We start from the raw sequence: 22,352 nt of genomic DNA on the forward strand, positions 1-22,352 counted from the left end.
AGAATCGGGCGTATAATTTCGGCGTTTTTAGGCGATTTTTCTATCAATCCATCCTTAGTTTTTCCGTCTATAATAAACGCTTCATTATATCCTGTAAGAATACCTCGGTAGATATTTATATCCCATTCTTTCAGAGGAGTACCGACTCTTTCTATCTTTTCTTTTATACGCTTCTCTATATCAGACAATATAACAAACGAAGAAATTGCACTTTCTCCAAATGAAGAGATAGTAGCTGATTGATTAATATAATCGCTCTAAAATTGTATAAATTAATAGTATAATAAAATTATATTATAAATATAGATATAATATGATAGTCTATTTTATATATAGTATTTTTGTATATAATAATATTATATTTTAAATATGAATTCATGATTTACGGATACATTAGAGTAAGCTCAGATAAGCAGACAACAGAAAATCAACATTTTGAAATAACTAATTATTCCATAGATAAGAAGATGCCTATTGATGAGTGGATTGAGGAGACTATTAGTGGCACTAAAAAAGTTTCAGAAAGGGAGTTGGGTAAGCTTCTGGATAAAATGATAAAAGGAGATATTCTTATTGTAACTGAACTTTCACGTTTAGGTAGGAATTTAATGCAGATAATGAGTATCTTACACACCTGTATGGAGAAGGAAATAATGGTCTTTACTATCAAAGAAAATTATGAATTAGGCAATAATATAAATTCCAAAGTTCTAGCCTTTGCATTCGGCTTATCTGCAGAAATCGAAAGAAATCTAATATCGCAACGTACAAAGGAAGCTCTTGCTCGTAAAAAGGCAGAAGGGGTTATCCTCGGTCGTCCTATTGGAAGTAAGTCTAAAACCGTTAAACTTACTGGGCGTGAAGACGAAATAAAAGAGCTTTTAGATAAAAAGATATCCAAAAGTGCTATTGGACGAATTCTTGGTGTACACAGGTTAACAGTTAGTGCATTCCTTAAAGAGAATCAGCTTTAATTGATACTTTGTCACAGCTTTTTAAATTAAGCAATAACTCTAAAATAGACCATCCTTATTTCTGTAACCACATATGCTCATACTTTTTTTCAAATTCTTCAGTTAATTCCATAATCTTTTTTTGAAGAACAACCATTTCGATGGTTTGTTTTTCCAGTTTATAAAGAAAAGCCAAGGCCTTTTTCTCGGAAAAATTCGACTTTAGGGCTTTGACTATTTGGTTATAGTTCGTACCGACTATTCGAAATTGTCCGAAGAAAGTAGTGAGTCTCATGTAATAATCTTGTATAGCTTTATCGATTTTTACAATCTTTATTGGCTTGTTAAATATGCAAGAAGTAATAAAATGAGACTTAACATTCATACATGACTTATCATATAAAGCGAGAAAGCGTGCATTATCAACGTCGTTCAAATAAATAACATAACGATGTGTTGCCGGATCTTTTTTCGGATTTCTTCCTCCTTTTCTTCTTCCCGAAAGATTATTTGTTTTCATACCTACATAAAGATTTAATAAATAAAAATTACGACTTCGGAGTGATTTTCTCCCCCTGAAAGGGCAAGGGTTTTGAGGCACGGAAATTTATTTCAAGTGCTTCAAAACATACCTTGCTGTATTCTGACGAATACCAAAATCCATCCTCCGATGGATTGTCTTAAAGTTTATTTGAGAGATTATCATTACGCTACAAAGGTAGCGTCTGTTAATTGAAAGGTTATGATGAGGTTATCAGACAAATGGTGACAGCAGATGTCACTAGATGTCAGTTCTTTTTTTTTGACGATTTTTGATATCCTCTTGTCTGAATTCATAACTGGATTTGTTCATTCAGATATTTACTAATTATTGATGTATTTACTTCAGCAATAATTTATGTACTGAATACGTTAGCTCTTGACTGATACCAATAAAGAAGACAACCAATAAATACTGACTTCATGGGTTCATGAATGAATGTCTTCACTAAGTCATGAGGTCAAGACATAACTCATCTACTAAGGAATAAATAAATTACAGATCGAATGCCATAGTTAAGTAATGGGTGATTGACTGAATGAAGTATATATCTACAACTTCATTGAATATTATTTCTTTTTCAACTGATAAACACCCTTCCCTGTGAAAAGAATAAAATAGACCATATTTTTGAGGGAATACTACCCAACGGGTGGAGATTGCCGAAAAAACCTGCAAGGCTTGATATTGGCGTTTTATTCTTGGAATAGACCTTTGTTATCAGATGATAAAAAGGTTATGGCATAAAAAAGGGTAAAAGAACATTTTTACCCCATTAATTAAATCGAAATTATAATATCTATTTATCTCTTACATAGCCAACTCTTTTCCTCGATTTTGCATCTTGTTCCTTCTCACTTGCCAACTCTGTTAGTGCTTGGTAAATATCATTGAATTGTAGATTCGTTTCTAACATGAAGTTTTCTAATTTCTGATTTAGTTCAGCATAACCCAAAGCATATTGACGAAGCATAATAAAAGCCCTAACTATTTGGATATTAACCGAAATTGCTTTCTGACTATTTAATAATCCTGCTAGCATCGCAATTCCATGTTCCGTGAAAGCATAAGGTAACTTTCTAGTGCCGCCCCAACTTGATGTTCCATTTTGGAATATCAAGTCAAATTCTTTATTATTCAATTGAAACATAAAATCTTCGGGAAAACGATCCAGATTTCGTTTTACTGCTTTATTCAAATTGCTAGTTGTAACCTCATATAGTTCAGCCAAATCCTTATCAAGGATTACTTTATAACCTCTTATTTCATATATCCGATTCTGTATTACTTGTAATTCCATATTGATCTCTATTTAGCTTTTGATAATTGAGTGTTATTGGCTTGCAATTTGATAGAAAGTGAGTTCATTTCGTTACTTATCAGGTTTTCGGTAACTCGAGCATAAATTTGTGTTGTACGAATATTTGTGTGCCCTAGCATTTTAGAAACAGCCTCAATAGAAACACCCTTAGCTAAAGTGGTTGTACTTGCAAAAGTATGTCTTGCAAGGTGGAAGCTCAGACGCTTCTCAATCCCACACAAATCCCCAATTTCCTTGAGGTAAGAATTCATCTTTTGATTACTCAATGTTGGCAATACTTTATTATCATTTTGTAGCCCTCTATACTTCTCAATAATAGATAAGGGGATGTCTAACAGTGGAACAGTCACAACAGTATCAGTTTTTGCACGTTTAGTCATAATCCATAATTTACCATCTACTCCTGTCTGTATATTGTCATATGTAAGTTTATAAGTATCTACATATGCCAAACCAGTCATACAGGCAAAGACAAAAATATCCCGTACTTTCTCAAGACGTTCTATATCGAATTTCTTGTTTTTAATAATCTCTAGTTCTTGATCAGTCAAATATCCTCTATCTACTTTCTTAAAATGGATTTTATAGTTAGCAAAGGGATTGTGTTGCATCCATCCATTGTTTTGAGCAATGAGAATCACCCGTTTAAAGAATTGAATGAACTTTGCTGTTGTATTAGGACTACAACATGCTTGTGTTCTCAGATAGACTTCAAAATCGCAGATAAATTGATACTTTATCTCTTTTACATTGATATCAGAAATATTATACTTGAATTTCATAAATTCAGATATCCTTGTATAAGTCACTTTATATTTTTGCAAGGTTGCTTTTGCCTTAGTAATATTTACCAAAGCTTCTATATCTTTTATCAAGTCTCTAAACAAAACGAGCAGCATTGTATTATCGGTTGATATGCCCAGATAAGAATTCTTTAATTTTTCAGCAGTCACATAATTGTCTTTCTCGAATATCTCCCGATACATATTGTGTAAGATAGTACGACAAGCGTCAAGGGTTTGATTCACTTCTATGGCTTCTCTCGATTTGCTTCTGGCTTTGTGATTCTCCATATCCCAAAGCTCGGCTCTGATGTCTTTGTGGATATTAAAACTTACAGCCTCACCCGCAATAGTTATCCTGCAAAAGATAGGGGTGAACGAATCCTTCCTCATTTTGTCCTTTCTTAGGTAGAAAGTGATGGCAAACGTGCTTTTTGATGTTCTCATAATTCCTCTTTTTAAAGCATTAAAATTAGTTTTAATCAATTGTTTTTGAGGAAAATAAGTACTGCCAATATTGGACTGCAAACTACCAATTTGCGACACATCAAGGGTGAACGAATAAAATTGCAGGGGTGAACACTTTGGCAACAAGTTGTTGTCCGAAAGTGGCTTTTTTATGTCTTTCGGAGGAAGAGTGAGAACATAAAAAAATCCTACAATATGTTGATATTGTAGGATTTACCCAAGCTTTGTCGCTTTTTGTCTTTTCTTAAAGCGGAAGCGGGGGGATTCGAACCCCCGGTACAGTTACCCGTACGTCAGTTTAGCAAACTGGTGGTTTCAGCCACTCACCCACACTTCCTAAGATCGCAACAGACATTGTTTTGCTCAATTGCGATGCAAATATAATTGTTTGTTTTGATTATACAAACAAGTTAGACGATTAAATAGCTTTTTCTTTAATAAGATACTCTGCTATCTGAACAGCATTGAGTGCTGCCCCTTTCTTTATCTGATCTGCAACTACCCAGAATGTCAATCCATTAGGGTTAGCAATATCTTCGCGTATACGGCCTACATATACCGGATCTTTTCCTGAAACAAAAAGAGGCATAGGGTATTCTTTCTCCTTTGGATTGTCTTGTAATACTATTCCTTCGGCATTAGCAAAAGCTTTAGAGGCAGCTTCGGGAGATACCGGTTGTTCTGTTTCTACCCAGATAGCTTCCGAGTGTGAGCGTAATACCGGAACACGGATACATGTTGCACTTACTTGTATGTCGGAGTGCATGATCTTTTGTGTCTCGTTATACATTTTCAACTCTTCCTTTGTATAACCGTTGTCGGTGAAGACATCTATCTGTGGAATGAGGTTATATGCCAATTGATATGCAAACTTCTCCACTGTCACATCACTATTGTATGCTATTTGTTTAAATTGGTTTATCAGCTCATCCATAGCAGCTGCTCCGGCTCCCGATGCTGCCTGATAAGTGGCTACATGTGCTCGCTTGATGTGTGATATTTTTTCTATCACATTCATAGCTACTACCATCTGTATTGTAGAGCAGTTCGGATTTGCAATGATTCCTTTTGGACGTATTTTAGCATCTTCTCCGTTCACCTCAGGTACTACCAATGGAACATCTTTATCCATACGGAATGCGCTGGAGTTATCTATCATAATAGTCCCATGTTTTGTAATAGTAGATGCAAATTCTACAGAAACGCTTCCTCCGGCAGAAACAAAAGCGATATCTATATCTTTAAAATCATCATTGTGCTTTAGCTCTTTGACTGTATATTGCTTATCTCGAAAGTTATATACTGTTCCTGCACTGCGTGCAGAACCAAACAGAACTAATTCCTCGATAGGGAAATTACGTTCGTCAAGGACTTTGAGAAACTCCTGACCTACGGCACCACTTGTGCCAACAATAGCGATTTTCATTTTTTATTGATATAGAATAATTTATTATGATATCATAAAGGATTACAAAGATATGTATTTTGTGTAAAATTATAAGTGAATAGGGCTAATATTATGAATATAGCTATATTCTCTATTGCCTTTTTATTAATAATACTACATTCTCCACATGATGTGTATGTGGAAACATGTCTACCGGTTGTACTTTCTCCACTTTATACTTTTCATCGAGCAAGGATAAGTCTCTTGCTTGTGTAGCCGGATTGCAGCTCACATAGACTATCCGTTTAGGTTCGGCAAACAAGATAGATTCGATTACATCATCATGCATTCCTGCGCGAGGGGGATCTGTGATTACAACGTCAGGACGACCGTGTTCATTTATAAAATCTTGCGTAAGTATATCCTTCATATCTCCTGCATAAAACAGGGTATTGTTTATACCATTGTTTTTTGAGTTGAATTTTGCATCCTCAATAGCATCTTCTACATACTCGATGCCTATCACCTTTTGAGCCTGACTCGATACAAAATTGGCGATAGTGCCTGTACCTGTGTAAAGGTCGTAGACTAATTCGTTTCCTGTTAGTTCGGCGAAGTCACGTGTAACTTTATACAGGTTAGATGCTTGTTCGCTATTGGTCTGATAAAAAGACTTAGGCCCTATCTTAAACTTAAGACCTTCCATTTGTTCATAAATGAAGTCGTTTCCTTTCCATGTAACAACGGTCTGATCGGTAATGGTATCGTTTGCCTTTTCGTTGACAATATATAAAAGAGACGTTATTTGAGGAAATGCATCGGCAATGGTTGTCAGCAAATCTTCTCTTTGTTCTCTTTCGTTTTCATAAAAAACTACTATTAACATCAGTTCACCTGTAGTAGAAGTGCGTATGATGATGTTACGCATCAATCCACCACGATTGCGCAGGTCGAAAAAGGTATAATCTTTTTTGAAGCAATATTCTCGTATAAAGTTGCGGATCTGATTGGAAATGTCGTCTTGCAACCAACATTTGTTTATGTCTAAAACCTTATCGAAGCATCCCGGAATATGGAATCCGAGAGCATTCATATTCATGTCTTCAAAATTTACACCCTCATTGAGCTGTTCCAGTGTGAGCCATTTCTTATTTGAGAATGTGAACTCAAGTTTATTTCTGTAGAATTCTGTCTTTTCAGAACCGAGTATAGGCTGTATTTCAGGTAGTTCAATTTTGCCTATACGAGTAAGGTTGTCTATTACCTGCTTCTGTTTAAACTTCAATTGTTCCTGATAAGGTAATATCTGCCATTTGCATCCTCCGCATATTCCGAAATGCTCACAGAAAGCCTCTGCTCTATCGGGCGAATAAGAAATAAAACGAGTAGGTTTTCCTTCTGCATATTTATTCTTTTTACGGGTTATTTGCAAGTCTATTATATCCCCGGGCACAACATAGGGTATAAAGACCACCAGGTCGTCCACTTTGGCTATAGCTTTGCCTTCGGCGGCAATATCTATGATTTCTACATTCTCTATAAGAGGGAGGTTCTTTTTCTTTCGGCTCATTGACGTTTTTAGTTTTTTCTGAATAAGGTGCAAAGATAATGCTATTTTTTCTTTTCTATTGCAAAGAAAAAGAGGCTACTTCATAAAAGAGCCTCTTATCTATATTGTTTTTGTGGAGAGTTTTATTATATCGGGCTTTGCTCTTTTATTTCTTTTTCTCTATCTATGTTTTTGACTATTCGTCCGTATATAATCAATGCTATAGCGGAAACAAATCCTATAGCAAAAAAGACATACCAGAGATAATGGGCATTCGCTGTTGCAGCAGCATAATCTGCTGCGAAATTTGAGGAATTGGCAAATCGCTCGGATGTAGGGTCGGGACAAAACTTCTCTAATAGTACCCCTGCGACGATAAAGCTTACGAGAGACGACACAAATGAATGTAGGTGACTAAATCCAAGATAAAGCCCTTCTTCTCCTTTAGGAGATTGACGAGAAAAGTATTCGAGGAAACGAGGTGATATAAAGCATTCGGCCAGTGCCTGAAATGCAATACCTACAATCAGAGTCAAGGTGATAGGATGTATGTCGAACCATCCGAATACTGAAATTAGCTCTCCTCCCATCATATTTCCTAATGACATAATTAGGGCGGAAAATGGTATAATAAACATACCGACCATAATGGATGAGAGTGCTGAGCGCTTTTTCATTATAGTCGTTACCAGATTTACGAAGAGGAACACTACGAATGGATTTACATTGGCAATCCATCCGGGAGAAGCATCTTGCCCCACCATACGGATTACATATTTAGGCATGGATGCATACATTTGCTGCTGTACAATCCAGAATCCACTGGTGATAAGTATAAGAGCCACAAGTCTTCCATTCTTACATACTTTGATCAATGCTTGCCAAATCTCAGAGAAACTCTTTCCTTGTCCTGCTGTTTGTGTAGATTTATACATTATAAGAACCATAACCAAGGCTATTAATGTCATTGTAGCTGAGAAATAATTCAGGTAAACAAGTCCTTGATCTCCAATGCTTTTTCGTATAGGGTCAACTACTGTCTTTCCTGTGAAGGCTCCGATGTTTACCATCATATAGAATATTGCAAAGCCTCTGGCTCTCGTTTCTGATGTTGTTTCTTTGGCCACTGTTCCCGATATCACCGATTTGATGAAAGCTCCACCTACTACTATAAATAATAAAATGGGAACTATAGTCCATTGCTGCATACTATCACGCAATCCGGTAAATGAGGTATGTTGGTCGAAATTTCCTATTCCTATAGATTTGAAGAAAGAGCGGAAGGTTTCTATGATCCAACTAGAGTCTTTAGATCCGGGTTCTAGTCCAACTGCATTTGCTGCTCCATAGTGAACAAGTCCGGCGCTTTCGAGTAGAGAAGGTACAACCCCTAGTGCAAAGTAACCGATAGTTAATAATGCAAAGGCTGTTATTATTGCATTTCGGAATCCTATTCTATCCGAATAAGCTCCCAAAAATGTGGGTAGAAAATATAATAGGGCAGAAAATGAACCAGCTATAATACCCGCCTGAACATCGTTGAATCCCCAAATATTTGAAAGATATAAGGTTAATGATATAAAAACGGCATAGTACGCTAATCGTTCGAGTAATTCGACGGAGTTTGCAACCCAAAAGGCTTTTGAAAATTTAGTCATTGGTTTGTTAGTGATTGTTAAAATGAAAACGTATTGTTGCAAAAATAGAAAAATAAATTGACGACTAAAGTATTTTAACTATCTAAATGATGCTATTTTACGTTTTTTAATTCGATACAAAATATAGTTCCTGCATCTATTTCAGAGGATTTTACATATATCTTTCCTTTGTGATACGATTCTACAATGCGTTTGGCAAGTGATAGTCCTAATCCCCATCCTCTGGTTTTGGTGGTGTAGCCGGGAGTGAATATAGTCTTGAACTTTGACTTGGGAATGCCTTTGCCTGTATCTTGTATATCGAGGCTAATCCAATTTCCTTTTGATGTCAATGTATATGTTATTGTACCCTGCCCTCCCATTGCATCTACGGCGTTTTTGGTTAGATTTTCTATTACCCAGCTAATCAGGGATTCACTTATGTTAGCATAGAGAGGGGAGGAGGAAAATTGTAGTTCGAAGGAGACTTTTTTCGAGATTCTTTTCTCAAGATATATAATTGATTGTTGTATTATCTCTGCAATATCTTTTCTCTCTAATGATGGTGCCGAGCCTATTTTCGAGAAACGGTCTGTTATCATTTGTAGTCGGTTTACATCCTTTTCCATATCCAATACGATGGTAAGATCTGCATTTTTTAGTTTCAGGTATTCGAGCCATGCCAATAGTGACGATATAGGGGTACCCAACTGATGTGCTGTTTCTTTCGATAAACCTACCCATAATCGGTCTTGCTCCATTCGCATAGTGGTAAATAGAGCAAAAAAGGCTGTGATCATAAAAATAATCAGTACACCTACTTGTATGTATGGATATACCTGTAGTCGTTTTAAAGTATATGAGTCATCATAATATACATATTGATCGAAATCTTCTACCTCGATAATAATAGAGGCATGTCTTTTCTCAAATGATTTTGCTTTTGCTCTGAGGAAGTCTTGCTCCTGTGTCTCTGGTAGTTCGATATTGATGGAAGTGTAATAATTGTCTTTTTTGTCGTATAGAATAACCGGAATAGTAGTGTTGCTTTTTAATATTTGAATGATAAGGTTTGTGCTTAAATATTCGGTGCTGCTGGCCATTTCTTTTGTGGCTTCGGCCCATATCTCTATTTTGTTTCGCTCTTCTTTCGACAGGTCTTTTACCAGATAATGTGATATTATAAGAGATCCCATTGCTATAACTATAGCAATGGCTATAAAAATATATTGTAATAGAACTTTGTTATTCTCAACTATTTTCATGCCTTAAAGATAGTTGTTTATTTGGTTAGATATCTTTATCTATAACTAGAATATGACGATGAATGAAGAGAAAAACAGAAAAGAGAAAAGTAACAAATTTATGTCACGTTTGTCACTTTTTAGTTAAAATTCTTTCAATTCCTGATATAGTCTTTGTATCGGTAGTCCCATTATGTTGAAGTAAGAACCTGATATGTATTCTACAGCAATGTAACCGATCCATTCCTGTACACCATAGGCTCCGGCTTTGTCGAATGGGCGGTATTTGGATACGTAATATATTATTTCGTCTTCTTCCAATTTGGCAAAGCGCACATCGGAAGATACAGTAAATACCTTTTGCTTATCATGTGTAGTGATACAAACTCCGGTGATTACTCTGTGGGTTTTGCCGGACAGTTTATGAAGCATTTGTATGGCTTCTGTCTCATTGTGAGGTTTGCCATAGACTTTGCCTTCGAGTACAACAATAGTATCTGCTGTTATCAGCAGAGTGTTACTATTCATATATGATTTGTAGGCCTCGGCTTTCTGTTGCGAAATATACAGAGCTATATCTTCTCCTTTCAGGTGTGGAGGATACGACTCGTCTATGTCGGGCAAAGTTTTCACATCATAGCTTATATCTAATCCGCTAAGAAGGTCTTTTCTTCGGGGTGAATTGGATGCTAATACTACATTGTATTTCGATAAGTCGAGCATCCTTATGGTTTGTTTCTATAGTATTGCTCCAACTCCAGAAGGTGGCGTTTTACATCCAAGCCGTAAGCATAGCCTCCCAATCCTTTGTTCTCATTTATTACTCTATGACAAGGAACTATTATAGCCAGATTGTTTCTTCCGTTGGCAGAGCCTACAGCCCTACATCCTTTCGGAGAGCCTATTGCAATGGCTTCGTCTTTATACGAAACGGTTTCGCCGTAGGGGATACTATTAAGATATTCCCATGCTTTTTGCTGAAAAGGTGTACCTGCTTGTTTTATAGGTAATTCAAATTGCTTTCTGCTTCCTGCAAAATATTCTTCCAACTGCTTTATAGCTTTGTTAAGGATATCGTTGCTGTCAGATTCTTCTTTTGGAGTGTCTTCTGTAATGGTCAGAGATGTTATATAACCATTATTCGCCTCTATTTTTATAATTCCGACGGGAGATTGTAAAAAAGCCTTCATTTTTTTTCTTTTTGGGTTTGTTCTCATTATATGTCCAGCTCCAGTTGATCATTTGCCGAAGCCTTTTCAGGAAACGTTTAGAAGGTTTGTCTCTTAAATAAGACTCTATGTGCCGCTTTTTCTTTTCTTCCAGTATTTCATCTACATTGATGAGTATTCCTGTTTCTTCTACATTTCCAAATGTATCGTTTATGGCAGTTCCGAACATTTTCATTTGAGGGGAAAGACTCATATATGCATTTACCAATGGTGGAATATTAAGATCCAGCTTTCGTACCGATGTATTCAAAATCTTATAGTCCGACTTGAATGTGTCTCCGTCAAATAAACGGATCAGCTTTTTAACATCTGTCTCTATTTGCAGAGCCTGTTTTGGCCACACTAATTTGTCGGGATCAGGGAAATATTTACCTAAAAAATAGAGTATCATATCTCTGGCCTGAGTGTTGTATGTATCATACATAGTCACTTTGCCAAAGAAATATTTCATAGTAGGATCTGCAACAGAAAGTGCGCCCAAACCATCCCATAAGTTATCCAAGGCAAAAATGCCTTTCGATCCGGCTCGGGTAGATTGATACTCTAGCGTTACGAATGAACGTCCAAGTTCGAATGTATATGGTAAGTATTCGTCTATAAACTTTTTAGAGAAATGAAATAGATGTGAGGTTGCCAAAATAGGTTCTCCATTATCATCAAAGCAGATATCCGGCCCACAAATAAAACGATATCCTCCTATTATCTCTTCTGCATCAGGATTCCATACTATAAGTTGTTTGTATGGATTGTCCATAACGTCGTATTCGTCTATATCGGTAGATTTACCTGTACCTCCTCCATAGAAGCGAAAAGCGATTTCGCGCAGACGTCCGATCTCCTTCATCACATTCGGAGAGTTGTGGTGAGTGACAATGTATATTTCATTGTTAGCCTTGTTAGTATGTCTCAGAAATTTATCCTGAGTTAGTTCGGCTTTCAATAAATCTTTATCTATAGGAGAGATGATTGTTTCCATCTATTATTTGTTTGTTTTAACTAAGTCATAAACTGTTCCTTTTACATACTCCGCCCACTGTGTGGTGCTTTTCGAATTGTCGAAGTGTGAATAAGAAATGGTTTTCCCAACAGTAATGGTAAATGTTTTACCTTTGTTCTTAAACATTTCGTCGGGTAGAAATATTAATTCTATATTAAATTTTATACCTAGTCGTTTTCTTATATTTGCAAATCTATAAAAGAAATTTGAATTTTTTGCCTCAAAATGAACAGGAACAATATCTCTTTTCGATTCTATAGCTTTTAGTATAAAGTTTTTTTGCCATGTCAGATCACATATTTTTCCATTCTGCTTGCGTGAACACAGACCTGCCGGAAAGGTTACGATCTGGTTGTCTGAGTTGTAAGCATCGTTTACTGTGGTAGCTGCTTGTTTCGATTGGCGCCCATATTTATTGATAGGTAAAAATATCGACTGTAAGTTCCGAATAAAATAGAGAACATCGTTTACTACATATTTTATCTTTTTGTCGAATTTAGCGCCTATCACGGCCGATAAACATATTCCATCCAATCCACCAAGAGGATGATTGGATACAAAGATATAACGTCCGTCTTTGGATATATCATCTAGTCCACTAGTGTTTAAGGTAAGGTCGAAATATTCAACAACAGATTCCATGAAGTCAACTCCGTCTTTATCTGCATAAATGGTGAGTATTTCATTTAATTCGTCAATGTGGATTTTTCTCTTGAGATAATTTATAACAAAACGAGGGGTTCTATTATAAATTTTCGGAGCCTTTTCCTGTAATACCTTATCTAAATCTAGTTTCTGAGGTTCTCGGTTCATTCGAAATATTCATTTCTCCTTTCTAAATACAAAAATAGAAGAAATTAGCATATTATTACTTTAAAAATTCTATAAATAGTCATAACAGATATATTATAATAGATTTAAGCTATTATATTTGTGTGTTTGATAGATTATGTAATAGATTAAAATATGATGAAATATAGATTATTGCCTGCGACTCTGTTTCTTATTCTTTCAGTGTTTATGTCTGCCCCATTGCAAGCAAAGACCGCGGATGATCCTAAGAGTAAGCCTAAAGTAGTTAGTTTGTCGGCCTCGAACTATAGCAGTGAGGTGAAGAATGGGCTTGTGTTTGTCGACTTTTGGGCAGCATGGTGTGGTCCTTGCAGGAAGATGGCTCCTGTTTTAGATCAACTGGCTGCTGATTATAAAGACTTGCTAAAAGTAGGGAAGGTAAATGTAGATAATTATAAGAAATTCTCTATTGATATGGGTATTCAAGCTCTTCCAACTATTGTAGTGTATAAGGATGGTAAGGAAATGGAGAGAATTACAGGAGTTGTTTCTAAAGATGATCTTGTGAAGGTTGTAGAAAAATATTCTACGAAATAGATTATTGTCGGTCAATCCAGTCGAAACGAAGATAAGGTATTACCGTTTGTGCAACTTGTATAACGTAAGGATAGGTGTGAGAGTTTTCACGCACATCCTTTTTTATTAACCGTTCGTTTTGGTCAAATTCTACAATCAAATTCAGTAGTATGCTGAACAGTATCAGCCATTTTGCAGCAGAAAACAGAGAGCCTGCAAGCCTATTTAGAAAGTTCATTTTCAAAGCGTCGATAAAAGATTCCAGCAGTTTGCCTGCAAATAGTAATGCGACAATAATAATAATGAAAGCTATGGTGTACGATAAGGGCCCTAATATGTGAGGAGATAGGCTAACTAATTCTATGAGATGCGGTACTATGTATTCTGATAGTTTACCTGCAAAAATCGCACCTAATACAAGCCCGGCCAAAGTAGCTACCTGCATAATGAAGCCTGTAAAGAAGCCTCTGATAAGACTTGCCGCTATAATGATTATTATTGTGAGATCGAACCAGTTCATGATATTTATACTAGCTATAAACAACAAAAGTAAGAATTAATGCTAATTCTTACTTCGTTTGTTTAAGTAAAATATCTTTTACAGGCTATTATTTGCTGTATTCGTCAGAAACTGTTAGTTTTTTTCTGCCTTTGCCTCTGCGTGAGGCAAGTACTCTGCGTCCGTTTGCAGTAGCCATTCTCGAGCGAAAACCATGTTTGTTTTTTCTCTTTCTGTTTGATGGTTGAAAGGTTCTTTTCATCGCTATATATATTTTCTGTTATTATTTCTTTCTTGAGTTTCGGGTTGCAAAAATAGGATGTTTATTTAATATAAGCAAGTATATTAACGTTTTATTTTTTGCAAAAGTAATAAAATGAGATTTAGTCTCTTTTGTTACATTATTTCTGTACTCTGTCGAAGGTGATGAAGGTATAACCATACTCATGCTTCTCGTCAGGATTGTGGCTTTCTTCCGAAATCTTTTTCCATACGGAGGTATCTATGTAGGGAAAGAAAGTATCAGTTCCTTCAAATTTATGATGTATTCGGGTGATATATAGCTTATCAGCAAGATTTATAGTTTCAGAATATATTGTTCCTCCACCAATGAAGAATAATTGAGATTCATTACTGCAAAGGTCAATAGCTTCTTGTATGGATGAAGCCATTTCGCATTTGCCAAATTGTAATGCTTTATTTTTGGTTATTACTATATTTCTCCTGTTAGGTAAAGCTCCTTTGGGGAGTGACTCGAAAGTCTTGCGTCCCATTATTACAGGGTAACCTTGCGTTACCGCCTTGAAATATTTTAAGTCGTTAGGTAAATGGCAAAGCAGGCTGTTGTCCCTGCCTATTGCATTGTTTTCGTCTATTGCTACTATGATTGATTTTATTGTCATATTCTAATTACTTTATCTTCTTTTTGAATCCAACAGGAATCTGTAATACATCTGAGTCGTACATATTGATATATAGTATAACTTCCTTGTCCAGTCCTTTGTGCATTATGCTGTATTTGTCTAAAAAACCGGAGTCTCCCAATAGCCCATTTTTTGTTTTAAACTGGCAGCAGCTTCCCAAACGGCTATAGATGATTGGCTCTCCATTTGGCCCCATCAATGCATTTAAGAAACGTCTTTCATTCAGAGGTCCATTTCCGCCTTCGCTTTTTCCTACCATAATCGGATTTTCTATCGTATATCCATAAGTGGAATCATTGCTGTAGGTATCTACCTTGAACGTGTTCGCATCCTGTAATTCTTGTTTCTTTGTTGGACTTCCATAATTGATTTCACTCTTAGATCCTCTGCCTGAAGCTCCCGGCTTAGATACTCCACATGCTATAAATAACAAAGCAATAACTAATATTCCCAAAAGTTTTCTGTTCATTGTGTTTTCTTTTAATTGGTTATTTGGTTAACTAGAGCTTTCTAAAAGATAGAATCCATAAAGATTCTATAATTTAACTCGTCTTTGGTTCCAGTCCTATCTTTTTCGCCTTTTCTACCAAATATTTATAGGCCGCATCATATTCGTTTGGTATAGCGCCGTCTAAGATAGCATCTTTTATCGATGATTTTAATCGGCCGACCTCCATTCCTGGTGATAAACTGAATATTTTCATTATTTCCTCACCGTCAATTGGTGGCTGAAAATTTCGTATATGATCTTTTTCTTCTATATCTTTCAACTTCTGGCGAACAATCTTGAAGTTCTTTATATAACGTTTTACTCTTTCCGGATTTTTGGAAGTGATATCGGCCTCACATAATGTCATCAGATCTTCAATGTCGTCACCTGCCTCAAACAAGAGCCTGCGTACGGCCGAGTCGGATATGTCTTCGTCTACTAATACCTGGGGACGCATGTGTAAAGTGACAAGCTTCTGAACATACTTCATCTTCTCATTCATTGGCAGCTTCATACGTCTGAAAATTCCCGGAATCATTTTTTCGCCGATGAAATTGTGATTGTGAAAAGTCCAACCCAGTTTTTTGTCGAATCTTTTTGTCACAGGCTTTGCTATGTCGTGGAGTATTGCCGCCCATCGCAACCAAAGATTATCTGTCTTTCTTGCAATATTATCCAATACGGCAAGAGTGTGATAGAAATTATCTTTATGCCCTATACCATCTTTTGTTTCAGCGCCTTTCAGTGCTACTAATTCAGGGAATATTAGGGGTAATAATCCTGTTTTGTCTAGTTGCAGAAAGCCAATAGAAGGTTTCGGAGACAACACGATCTTATTTAATTCGTCTGCAATGCGTTCTCCTGATATAATTGCAATACGATCTTTGTTTCGGCTAATGGCATCGAATGTTTCACTCTCTATGTCGAATCCCAATTGGGTTGAAAAGCGTATTGCTCGCAGCATTCGCAGGGGATCATCACTGAATGTAATGTCCGGATCGAGAGGTGTGCGGATGATCAGTCTCTCCATATCGGCTAGTCCACCAAATGGATCTATAAGCTCTCCATATCTCTCCTTGTTGAGGCATATTGCTAAGGCATTAATGGTAAAATCTCTTCTGTTTTGGTCATCTTCGAGAGTGCCATCTTCTACGATTGGTTTTCGGGAATCCCTTTGGTACGATTCTTTGCGTGCTCCTACAAATTCTATTTCGGTATCCTTATATTTGATTTGTGCTGTGCCAAAATTTTTGAAAACAGAAAGTCGTGCTTCTCTTCCTAAGCGTTTTGCTACAGCCTGTGCAAGCTCTATGCCCTTACCTACAGTTACTATATCTATATCTTTAGATTGTCTGTGTAGAAATATGTCGCGTACATAACCACCTATGGCATAACATTCGAGGTGTATGTCATCTGCGGTTTGTCCTATAAGCCGGAATATATCCCCCGATATCTTATCTGTAATAATATCTTGTATTTCTTTATCTATCTGTATACTGTTGTTTTGCATCTTATTCTTTTTGACTATAATGAAGTGTATTCGTATATAGCTCTTTTTTCTTTGCAAAGATAATAAATCTGATGGCAAATATCTTTTTTATATTCAGGCTAAGATTATAAAGTATATATGTATCTATTGTCAAATTATATTAACAATATAGAGCGAATAGTTGTGTGTTGTGTTGCAGGAAGATAAAAAATATTGTACTTTGGTACAGAAATAAATGTTAAATCGCCAATAATGTATTATTATGCAAAAAGGTTTCAAAAAGATATTACTGTTTTTTCTCCCTTTCCTTTTGGCCTGTGGTGCTAAAGATAATGGAGCCCAATTACGCTTGGAATCAGCCCGTAAAGCTTTAGCAGAACAAGACTATGTAAGAGCAAAGCAAGATATTGATAGTTTGAAGATATTATACCCTAAATCATTTGCTCAGATCAAGGCTTCATTAAGTCTTCTTGATACGGTGAGAAGAGCCGAGAATAATAAAATTATAGCAGACTGTGACTCTCTTATTTCTCTACACGAACCCGACTTGCAGAAAATGAAGTCGATGTTTACATATCAGATAAATAAGAAGTATCAGGATGAAGGTAGATATATTCCAAAAGAATATTATTCGGGAGGCCTGATTACTAATACTACTTTGCAAACAGGGGTTAAGGATGATGGGACGATTTATCTGGAAAGTGTGTTTGTAGGAGGAAAACAAAAGCACAATCGAATAAAAGTAACAGCAAAGGATGGCTTGTTTGTAGAGTCAGGGGTAGTGACTGACGATGGGCTTAACTATCGTTCTTCAAGTCTAGAAATAAATTTTGAAATTATCCATTTTTCAGGAGCCAGCGAAAATGGAGTAGCTAAATTTATATATGCAAATAAAGAAAAACCCTTAACCATAACATTACAAGGACAGCAGAATAATTCCTATAGTCTGCCTCAATCTGCGAAATCAGCAATATCTAAATCCTATCAGCTATCAGTGATGATGCTTCAATTGGATAGTCTTAAGACAGCAAAAGAGAAGGCTGAGTTTCATATCTATTATTTAGATAATAAAAAGGAGGGGGAGGCTCTAACTGTTGTTGAATAAAGAATGAAGTTTGAAAATGTATGAGAAATGAATTGCCGGTGGAGAGTTTGATTCTCCGACAAGAAGAATGTATTCCCAATATTTTGGTCAATTGTGTTATCATCGGATTTGATAACGGGTGTTTGAAGGTATTACTGTCTCGATTGAAAGATGACACTAGGTGGCTGGTTCCCGGCTGTTTTGTGGATCAGGCCGAAGACTTAGACGATGCTGCGATTCGTCTGTTAGAGAGTAAGACGGGACAGGGGAATGTTTACTTAAAGCAATATTGCTTCTTTGGGAAAAAAGAACAGTCTATTGCCGACAAAGATAAAAAAATACTCAGATTGTTTAATCAGAGTCAACAAGGGGCAGATTATACTCAAAGCAGACTAGTGCACCTCGGATATTATTCTCTGATTAAGTTTGAGGATGTGAATATTTTAGCACAGGAGTTTGAAGAAGTTAAATGGTTTGATATAAATGATATTCCTCTTCTTTATCCTCATCAGGATGAAATACTTCAGACTGCTATAATAACTATACGCAAACAAGTGGGTTTTATTCCTATAGGGTATGAATTATTGCCTGTAGAATTTACTATGCCCGAGCTGAGAGGCATATATGAGGCTATTCTCGGTAGAGAACTCGATCGGCGAAATTTTCAGAGAAAAATGCTGTCGATAGGATTTATAAAGCCTATGAACGAAACACGAAAAGTAGGGGCGCATAAATCTCCTAATCTGTATAGTTTTATTAAAGATAAATATGATGAAGTCGAAAAATATGGAATGCAAATAATGAGTAATAATTTGTAGATTACGTTAAATATAGATATAAAAAAACAGGCTGGAAAACTTCAGCCTGTTTTTTTTATTAATAACTCTTTGGGTAAAGATTATTTACCTTGTTGAGCGTCTTGTATCATTTTTTCGTTAGGAAGGATATATACTTCTACACGACGGTTTTGTGCTCTACCTGTAGTTGAGCTGTTATCAGCAACTGGTTGAGTAGAACCGAATCCTTGAGATACCATACGAGTTCCGGAAACACCTTTTGTCTGAAGGAAATTATAAACGGCTTGTGCACGTTTTTCAGAAAGAGGGTTGTTGATTGCATCAGAACCTGTATTGTCTGTATGTCCGTAGATCTGAACATCAGTGTCAGGATTGTTCTTCAAAGAAGTAGCAAAGCTAGTTAATGAGTTCTGAGAAGCTGAATTTAATGTGCTGGAGTTAGTTGCAAACAAAATTCCTGATTCGAAAGTAACTTTGATAGCTTGTCCATCATTGATAGACTCAACCTGAGCACCATTGATTTGTTCAAGTTCTTTCTTTTGTTTATCCATCTTGTTTCCGATAACAGCACCTGCACTACCTCCAAGCACGGCGCCTATACCAGCACCCCATGCAGCACCTTTACCTCCTCCGATAATAGCACCTATTCCTGCTCCAAGACCTGCTCCGGCACCAGCACCGATACCTCCGCCTTTAACAGTATTGCTAGCTCCACAGCTAGAAAATAAAATAGCACAGCTTAAAATGATAGCTGCAATAAATGAAAATTGTTTCATAATTAAATCAAAATTAAAATGTTATTTGTTTGTGATATTTTATTATTCAAAAACTCCAATAGAATCGCAGTAGGCTAGTTCGCCCTGAATGATAAAGGCAATTTCTTCTGCTATAAAGTTGTTGATTTTTTCTTTCTTAGTGTATTTTAGCACGTATGCGACAATCTCGTCTTCATCAATATCTACAACTGCATCTTCGGCAGTATCTTCGTTCATGAATCCTTTTTCGTCATAGTAGTCATACACAATGTCTATGATGTAGTTGATTTCATCATTTGTGTATTTTCCTTTCATCTCTTGTGGAAGGTAGTTTTGTATATATTTTACAGCATCTTCCTCGTCGTATTGTATGAGGTCATTATTGTTGTTCATAACTCAATCTGTTTTTACGTATGTTTCAAAATCTATAACAAAGAAACTGTTGCTATGTTCAAAATGTAAAAAGAGTTTTTGTAAACTTTTTTAATAAAAAAATATATCATTTGTGTTAAATCGGTCGGCAAATGTACTATTATTTCTTTTTCAAAACAAGATATGCTAAGACAATAAGAGGTAAAGACATTAATAATATGTATTCGGGATGGATACTCAAAATGGTTGGCTTAAATATTATAGCCATTATTAAACCTATTGCAGCACCTCCGAGATGTGCATCGTGTCCTATATTCCCTGCTCTTGTGTGCATGCCGTAAACAGAGTAAGCCAAATAAACAATTCCGAATAGCCAACCCTTCATTGGTATAATAAACATAATACCAAGTGTCATGTCCGGAAATAGTGCTATGGCAGCAAAAAGAACGCCTACAACACCTCCTGATGCACCGATGGCGCTGTAATAATATTCTTTTCGGTGAACCCATAATGAAAGTAATCCTCCTCCAATAATAGCAACGATATATATAGCCAGATATTGCCATATTCCGAGAGTATATATGATAACATCCGAGAAGAAATATAAGGTCATCATATTGAACAGAAGATGCATATAATCTCCATGTAACGTCGCCGAGGTGAGCAGCCTGTCCCACTGTTTCTGACTGCCAAGTATAGCTCCTACATTAAACTTGTATCTGTCGAAAAAAGCCATGTCATTGAAGCCTTTCATACTGGTGAGTACAGTGAGAGCTATGATAAGTATAGGTGTTATTTCTGAGATACTGAAGTTCATAAATATTATTTTTTCATTTTGGGCAAAGTTATAAAAAAGACTATATAATTCTACCGATCAGTAGTTGATCTTTATTTAAAGCAACTATTTCTTCGGCTTTCGTAAAATGTGATTTTAACTAAAACCTGACAAAGTTGTACACTATTTATCTGCTTTTTTAATTGTTGTTCTTTAATTCTCTTAGCTTTGCCTAAACCTTCCTTTGAAGAGATTGGAAGGGCTGTTTATAGATAAAGTTTTGTTATCCTTACAGTAGATCCCTCCCTCCCTCGAGATACAGTTTCAACTATAGATTCGCATTAATTATTTATTCCAGTAATATTAATATCTATTATTCGTTAATAAGATAGATCTCTAACTTTGCACTAATGAAGTATTATCTGACTTTTATTTTATTGTTTTTTCTGTCTTTTTCTATTTGTGCTCAGGTGCGTATGCAGGGTGTGGTATTGGATAAAGATTCGGGGATGCCTTTGCCCGATGTTATAGTTCAGTATGGAACAACATCCCGTGATTATGTATATACTGATGATAAAGGCCGCTTTTTATTGCCTGATGCGACTGATAATGTGATTCACTTTCAATGCTTCGGATATAGGACTAAAGCTATAATAAAGTCTGTTCTTTCTCAAAATCCGGTTGTAGTAATGGAGTTAAATCCGGTGTCGCTTAATCCTGTTATAATCAGTCCCGGAGATGCTGATGAGTTATTGGAGTCCGTAATGGAGAACACAAAGAAGAAATTACTGGCAGATGTGCCTATTGCCTATATTCTTCACTTTTTGCAAACTAAATCTACGGATACACTACAAAACGAGATATACATGAAGTATGCAACTTCGTTGCCGGCAAAAGATCTGAAAAAGAAAATAAAGGAAGAGCGTGTGCCATATAAGTATAATATTATGGACATAAGAAGAGTACAAAAATCTGTGACTCCGACATCAGAATTGTATGGTGCTGAATATCACGCTTCTCATTTATTCACTTTCGGAAAAAGTATAAACAACGAGACTACTCGTTCGTACACCTCTGACAGTACACTTATATTTCTTCGGATAGACCCGCTTGCGGGTAAAGAAGGTTGGGCTACGGGCGAAATAAAGATAAATGCGGATGATATGACCATTGCTTCAATGGAAATAGAATCTGTAGATTCGTTGATGGAGTCGCAGCCATATAAAAAATATATGGGCAAACAGATAAAAATCCTTAAGAAGGTAGGACGATTCGAATTTACCCGTGTGGCTGGTAAATATTACATGAAAGAATGTTATACTTATTACAAATTTCGTTCGAAAGACGAGTTCGGAAAAGAAGAAGATATCTCTTACTATTGTGATGTAAATTGTGTCGGGCTGGCAGAGGGTACGAAGATGCGTAACCGGCTGTTGAGTGGTTATTGTCAGGAGTTGTTTTATTTTCCTGATTCTACGAAAGATGAGTTCTGGCTTGGTGATGAGAGTACAACTAATAATATTGAAACAATGAATATCAAAATAGAGGAGTTGATTTTAGGTGATAATACATCTCGTCCAAAGGGATTTAAAAGCTACCTTAAATACACTCCTTCTCTTGCGTTGATCGGACTGCTTATTCTCCTTGCTCAGTGAAAAAATTGTATCTGTATGATCAAAAAGTCTTGTTTGC

Annotated in this window: 24 protein-coding genes, 1 tRNA gene and 1 pseudogene; 5 read left to right on the forward strand and 21 right to left on the reverse strand. The window is 36.1% G+C overall.

The genetic code is table 11. The features are described from left to right. Positions 1 to 188: pseudogene (locus BGC7_RS14475) on the reverse strand (class I SAM-dependent DNA methyltransferase); the annotation flags it as partial. 189 nt (positions 189 to 377) lie between these two features. On the opposite strand from BGC7_RS14475, the gene BGC7_RS14480 reads away from it, so the two are divergent. Beyond that, positions 378 to 974 (forward strand): master DNA invertase Mpi family serine-type recombinase, encoded by a 597-nt coding sequence (locus BGC7_RS14480; RefSeq protein ID WP_050702324.1) that lies wholly within the window; start codon positions 378 to 380, stop codon positions 972 to 974. A 55-nt stretch (positions 975 to 1,029) separates the two neighbouring features. Here the strand turns inward: BGC7_RS14480 and mobA are convergent, their stop codons facing one another. The 12 genes from mobA to BGC7_RS14540 all read right to left on the reverse strand — a co-directional run bounded on the left by mobA (position 1,030) and on the right by BGC7_RS14540 (position 12,921). After that, the gene (mobA, locus tag BGC7_RS14485) at positions 1,030 to 1,473 is read right to left on the reverse strand and encodes a conjugal transfer protein MobA (RefSeq protein WP_050702325.1); all 444 of its coding nucleotides are present in this window, start codon (positions 1,471 to 1,473) and stop codon (positions 1,030 to 1,032) included. 820 nt (positions 1,474 to 2,293) lie between these two features. Continuing rightward, entirely contained in the window at positions 2,294 to 2,794 is a 501-nt protein-coding gene (locus BGC7_RS14490; RefSeq protein WP_050702326.1) for an ORF6N domain-containing protein, read from the reverse strand. Positions 2,795 to 2,802: 8 nt separating this feature from the next. Further along, positions 2,803 to 4,044 (reverse strand): site-specific integrase, encoded by a 1,242-nt coding sequence (locus tag BGC7_RS14495; RefSeq protein WP_050702395.1) that lies wholly within the window; start codon positions 4,042 to 4,044, stop codon positions 2,803 to 2,805. A 271-nt stretch (positions 4,045 to 4,315) separates the two neighbouring features. Further along, a tRNA-Ser gene (locus tag BGC7_RS14500) sits at positions 4,316 to 4,402 on the reverse strand. Positions 4,403 to 4,483: 81 nt separating this feature from the next. Continuing rightward, on the reverse strand, positions 4,484 to 5,491 hold the full coding sequence (locus BGC7_RS14505) for an aspartate-semialdehyde dehydrogenase (RefSeq protein ID WP_050702327.1): 1,008 nt from the start codon (positions 5,489 to 5,491) through the stop codon (positions 4,484 to 4,486). A gap of 112 nt (positions 5,492 to 5,603) precedes the next feature. Then, positions 5,604 to 7,022: a 23S rRNA (uracil(1939)-C(5))-methyltransferase RlmD gene (rlmD, locus tag BGC7_RS14510; RefSeq protein WP_050702328.1), complete on the reverse strand. Its 1,419-nt coding sequence runs from the start codon at positions 7,020 to 7,022 to the stop codon at positions 5,604 to 5,606. Between the two features lie 125 nt (positions 7,023 to 7,147). Then, entirely contained in the window at positions 7,148 to 8,659 is a 1,512-nt protein-coding gene (locus BGC7_RS14515) for a POT-type proton-dependent oligopeptide transporter (protein WP_050702329.1), read from the reverse strand. 92 nt (positions 8,660 to 8,751) lie between these two features. Beyond that, a complete protein-coding gene (locus tag BGC7_RS14520; RefSeq protein ID WP_050702330.1) occupies positions 8,752 to 9,903 on the reverse strand; it encodes a sensor histidine kinase in 1,152 nt (383 codons plus the stop codon). 123 nt (positions 9,904 to 10,026) lie between these two features. After that, positions 10,027 to 10,605 carry a Maf-like protein gene (locus BGC7_RS14525; RefSeq protein ID WP_050702331.1) on the reverse strand — a complete coding sequence of 193 codons (579 nt, stop codon included), beginning with the start codon at positions 10,603 to 10,605 and terminating at the stop codon, positions 10,027 to 10,029. A 2-nt stretch (positions 10,606 to 10,607) separates the two neighbouring features. Continuing rightward, positions 10,608 to 11,072 carry a methylated-DNA--[protein]-cysteine S-methyltransferase gene (locus BGC7_RS14530; RefSeq protein WP_050702332.1) on the reverse strand — a complete coding sequence of 155 codons (465 nt, stop codon included), beginning with the start codon at positions 11,070 to 11,072 and terminating at the stop codon, positions 10,608 to 10,610. After that, on the reverse strand, positions 11,020 to 12,087 hold the full coding sequence (locus BGC7_RS14535) for a GNAT family N-acetyltransferase (RefSeq protein WP_050702333.1): 1,068 nt from the start codon (positions 12,085 to 12,087) through the stop codon (positions 11,020 to 11,022). Before BGC7_RS14535 ends, BGC7_RS14530 begins: the two co-directional genes overlap by 53 nt. 3 nt (positions 12,088 to 12,090) lie before the next feature. Continuing rightward, positions 12,091 to 12,921: a 1-acyl-sn-glycerol-3-phosphate acyltransferase gene (locus BGC7_RS14540; RefSeq protein WP_050702334.1), complete on the reverse strand. Its 831-nt coding sequence runs from the start codon at positions 12,919 to 12,921 to the stop codon at positions 12,091 to 12,093. Positions 12,922 to 13,074: 153 nt separating this feature from the next. On the opposite strand from BGC7_RS14540, the gene trxA reads away from it, so the two are divergent. Further along, complete coding sequence (gene trxA, locus BGC7_RS14545) at positions 13,075 to 13,497, forward strand: thioredoxin (RefSeq protein ID WP_242034357.1); 423 nt, start codon at positions 13,075 to 13,077, stop codon at positions 13,495 to 13,497. A gap of 1 nt (position 13,498) precedes the next feature. Here the strand turns inward: trxA and BGC7_RS14550 are convergent, their stop codons facing one another. From BGC7_RS14550 to BGC7_RS14565, 5 genes are all read right to left on the reverse strand, one after another. Continuing rightward, a complete protein-coding gene (locus BGC7_RS14550; RefSeq protein ID WP_050702335.1) occupies positions 13,499 to 13,996 on the reverse strand; it encodes a CvpA family protein in 498 nt (165 codons plus the stop codon). An 88-nt stretch (positions 13,997 to 14,084) separates the two neighbouring features. Continuing rightward, the gene (gene rpmH, locus BGC7_RS17695) at positions 14,085 to 14,237 is read right to left on the reverse strand and encodes a 50S ribosomal protein L34 (RefSeq protein ID WP_082206785.1); all 153 of its coding nucleotides are present in this window, start codon (positions 14,235 to 14,237) and stop codon (positions 14,085 to 14,087) included. 139 nt (positions 14,238 to 14,376) lie between these two features. Continuing rightward, on the reverse strand, positions 14,377 to 14,877 hold the full coding sequence (locus BGC7_RS14555) for a dihydrofolate reductase (RefSeq protein ID WP_050702336.1): 501 nt from the start codon (positions 14,875 to 14,877) through the stop codon (positions 14,377 to 14,379). Between the two features lie 7 nt (positions 14,878 to 14,884). Next, positions 14,885 to 15,367 (reverse strand): hypothetical protein, encoded by a 483-nt coding sequence (locus BGC7_RS14560; RefSeq protein WP_050702337.1) that lies wholly within the window; start codon positions 15,365 to 15,367, stop codon positions 14,885 to 14,887. A gap of 73 nt (positions 15,368 to 15,440) precedes the next feature. Next, positions 15,441 to 16,898 carry a CCA tRNA nucleotidyltransferase gene (locus BGC7_RS14565; RefSeq protein ID WP_050702397.1) on the reverse strand — a complete coding sequence of 486 codons (1,458 nt, stop codon included), beginning with the start codon at positions 16,896 to 16,898 and terminating at the stop codon, positions 15,441 to 15,443. Positions 16,899 to 17,139: 241 nt separating this feature from the next. Between BGC7_RS14565 and BGC7_RS14570 the strand changes: the two genes are divergently transcribed. Beyond that, positions 17,140 to 17,982 (forward strand): hypothetical protein, encoded by an 843-nt coding sequence (locus BGC7_RS14570; protein WP_050702338.1) that lies wholly within the window; start codon positions 17,140 to 17,142, stop codon positions 17,980 to 17,982. Positions 17,983 to 18,002: 20 nt separating this feature from the next. After that, positions 18,003 to 18,779: an NUDIX hydrolase gene (locus tag BGC7_RS14575; RefSeq protein WP_050702339.1), complete on the forward strand. Its 777-nt coding sequence runs from the start codon at positions 18,003 to 18,005 to the stop codon at positions 18,777 to 18,779. 80 nt (positions 18,780 to 18,859) lie between these two features. Here the strand turns inward: BGC7_RS14575 and BGC7_RS14580 are convergent, their stop codons facing one another. From BGC7_RS14580 to BGC7_RS14590, 3 genes are all read right to left on the reverse strand, one after another. Continuing rightward, on the reverse strand, positions 18,860 to 19,534 hold the full coding sequence (locus BGC7_RS14580; protein WP_050702340.1) for a YiaD family glycine zipper/OmpA-like lipoprotein: 675 nt from the start codon (positions 19,532 to 19,534) through the stop codon (positions 18,860 to 18,862). A gap of 42 nt (positions 19,535 to 19,576) precedes the next feature. Next, positions 19,577 to 19,906 carry a hypothetical protein gene (locus tag BGC7_RS14585; RefSeq protein WP_050702341.1) on the reverse strand — a complete coding sequence of 110 codons (330 nt, stop codon included), beginning with the start codon at positions 19,904 to 19,906 and terminating at the stop codon, positions 19,577 to 19,579. 139 nt (positions 19,907 to 20,045) lie between these two features. Beyond that, positions 20,046 to 20,702 carry a rhomboid family intramembrane serine protease gene (locus BGC7_RS14590; RefSeq protein WP_050702342.1) on the reverse strand — a complete coding sequence of 219 codons (657 nt, stop codon included), beginning with the start codon at positions 20,700 to 20,702 and terminating at the stop codon, positions 20,046 to 20,048. Positions 20,703 to 21,070: 368 nt separating this feature from the next. Between BGC7_RS14590 and BGC7_RS14595 the strand changes: the two genes are divergently transcribed. Beyond that, on the forward strand, positions 21,071 to 22,315 hold the full coding sequence (locus BGC7_RS14595; RefSeq protein ID WP_050702343.1) for a peptidase associated/transthyretin-like domain-containing protein: 1,245 nt from the start codon (positions 21,071 to 21,073) through the stop codon (positions 22,313 to 22,315). Positions 22,316 to 22,352: the final 37 nt, after the last annotated feature.

Source organism: Dysgonomonas sp. BGC7, from assembly GCF_001261735.1.
Taxonomy (GTDB): domain Bacteria; phylum Bacteroidota; class Bacteroidia; order Bacteroidales; family Dysgonomonadaceae; genus Dysgonomonas.

Coding starts and splice junctions, on each gene's coding strand:
- BGC7_RS14480 (WP_050702324.1), top strand. CDS start 378: ATGATTTACGGATACATTAGAGTAAGCTCAGATAAGCAGACAACAGAA.
- mobA (WP_050702325.1), bottom strand. CDS start 1,473: ATGAAAACAAATAATCTTTCGGGAAGAAGAAAAGGAGGAAGAAATCCG.
- BGC7_RS14490 (WP_050702326.1), bottom strand. CDS start 2,794: ATGGAATTACAAGTAATACAGAATCGGATATATGAAATAAGAGGTTAT.
- BGC7_RS14495 (WP_050702395.1), bottom strand. CDS start 4,044: ATGAGAACATCAAAAAGCACGTTTGCCATCACTTTCTACCTAAGAAAG.
- BGC7_RS14505 (WP_050702327.1), bottom strand. CDS start 5,491: ATGAAAATCGCTATTGTTGGCACAAGTGGTGCCGTAGGTCAGGAGTTT.
- rlmD (WP_050702328.1), bottom strand. CDS start 7,022: ATGAGCCGAAAGAAAAAGAACCTCCCTCTTATAGAGAATGTAGAAATC.
- BGC7_RS14515 (WP_050702329.1), bottom strand. CDS start 8,659: ATGACTAAATTTTCAAAAGCCTTTTGGGTTGCAAACTCCGTCGAATTA.
- BGC7_RS14520 (WP_050702330.1), bottom strand. CDS start 9,903: ATGAAAATAGTTGAGAATAACAAAGTTCTATTACAATATATTTTTATA.
- BGC7_RS14525 (WP_050702331.1), bottom strand. CDS start 10,605: ATGCTCGACTTATCGAAATACAATGTAGTATTAGCATCCAATTCACCC.
- BGC7_RS14530 (WP_050702332.1), bottom strand. CDS start 11,072: ATGAAGGCTTTTTTACAATCTCCCGTCGGAATTATAAAAATAGAGGCG.
- BGC7_RS14535 (WP_050702333.1), bottom strand. CDS start 12,087: ATGGAAACAATCATCTCTCCTATAGATAAAGATTTATTGAAAGCCGAA.
- BGC7_RS14540 (WP_050702334.1), bottom strand. CDS start 12,921: ATGAACCGAGAACCTCAGAAACTAGATTTAGATAAGGTATTACAGGAA.
- trxA (WP_242034357.1), top strand. CDS start 13,075: ATGATGAAATATAGATTATTGCCTGCGACTCTGTTTCTTATTCTTTCA.
- BGC7_RS14550 (WP_050702335.1), bottom strand. CDS start 13,996: ATGAACTGGTTCGATCTCACAATAATAATCATTATAGCGGCAAGTCTT.
- rpmH (WP_082206785.1), bottom strand. CDS start 14,237: ATGAAAAGAACCTTTCAACCATCAAACAGAAAGAGAAAAAACAAACAT.
- BGC7_RS14555 (WP_050702336.1), bottom strand. CDS start 14,877: ATGACAATAAAATCAATCATAGTAGCAATAGACGAAAACAATGCAATA.
- BGC7_RS14560 (WP_050702337.1), bottom strand. CDS start 15,367: ATGAACAGAAAACTTTTGGGAATATTAGTTATTGCTTTGTTATTTATA.
- BGC7_RS14565 (WP_050702397.1), bottom strand. CDS start 16,898: ATGCAAAACAACAGTATACAGATAGATAAAGAAATACAAGATATTATT.
- BGC7_RS14570 (WP_050702338.1), top strand. CDS start 17,140: ATGCAAAAAGGTTTCAAAAAGATATTACTGTTTTTTCTCCCTTTCCTT.
- BGC7_RS14575 (WP_050702339.1), top strand. CDS start 18,003: ATGAGAAATGAATTGCCGGTGGAGAGTTTGATTCTCCGACAAGAAGAA.
- BGC7_RS14580 (WP_050702340.1), bottom strand. CDS start 19,534: ATGAAACAATTTTCATTTATTGCAGCTATCATTTTAAGCTGTGCTATT.
- BGC7_RS14585 (WP_050702341.1), bottom strand. CDS start 19,906: ATGAACAACAATAATGACCTCATACAATACGACGAGGAAGATGCTGTA.
- BGC7_RS14590 (WP_050702342.1), bottom strand. CDS start 20,702: ATGAACTTCAGTATCTCAGAAATAACACCTATACTTATCATAGCTCTC.
- BGC7_RS14595 (WP_050702343.1), top strand. CDS start 21,071: ATGAAGTATTATCTGACTTTTATTTTATTGTTTTTTCTGTCTTTTTCT.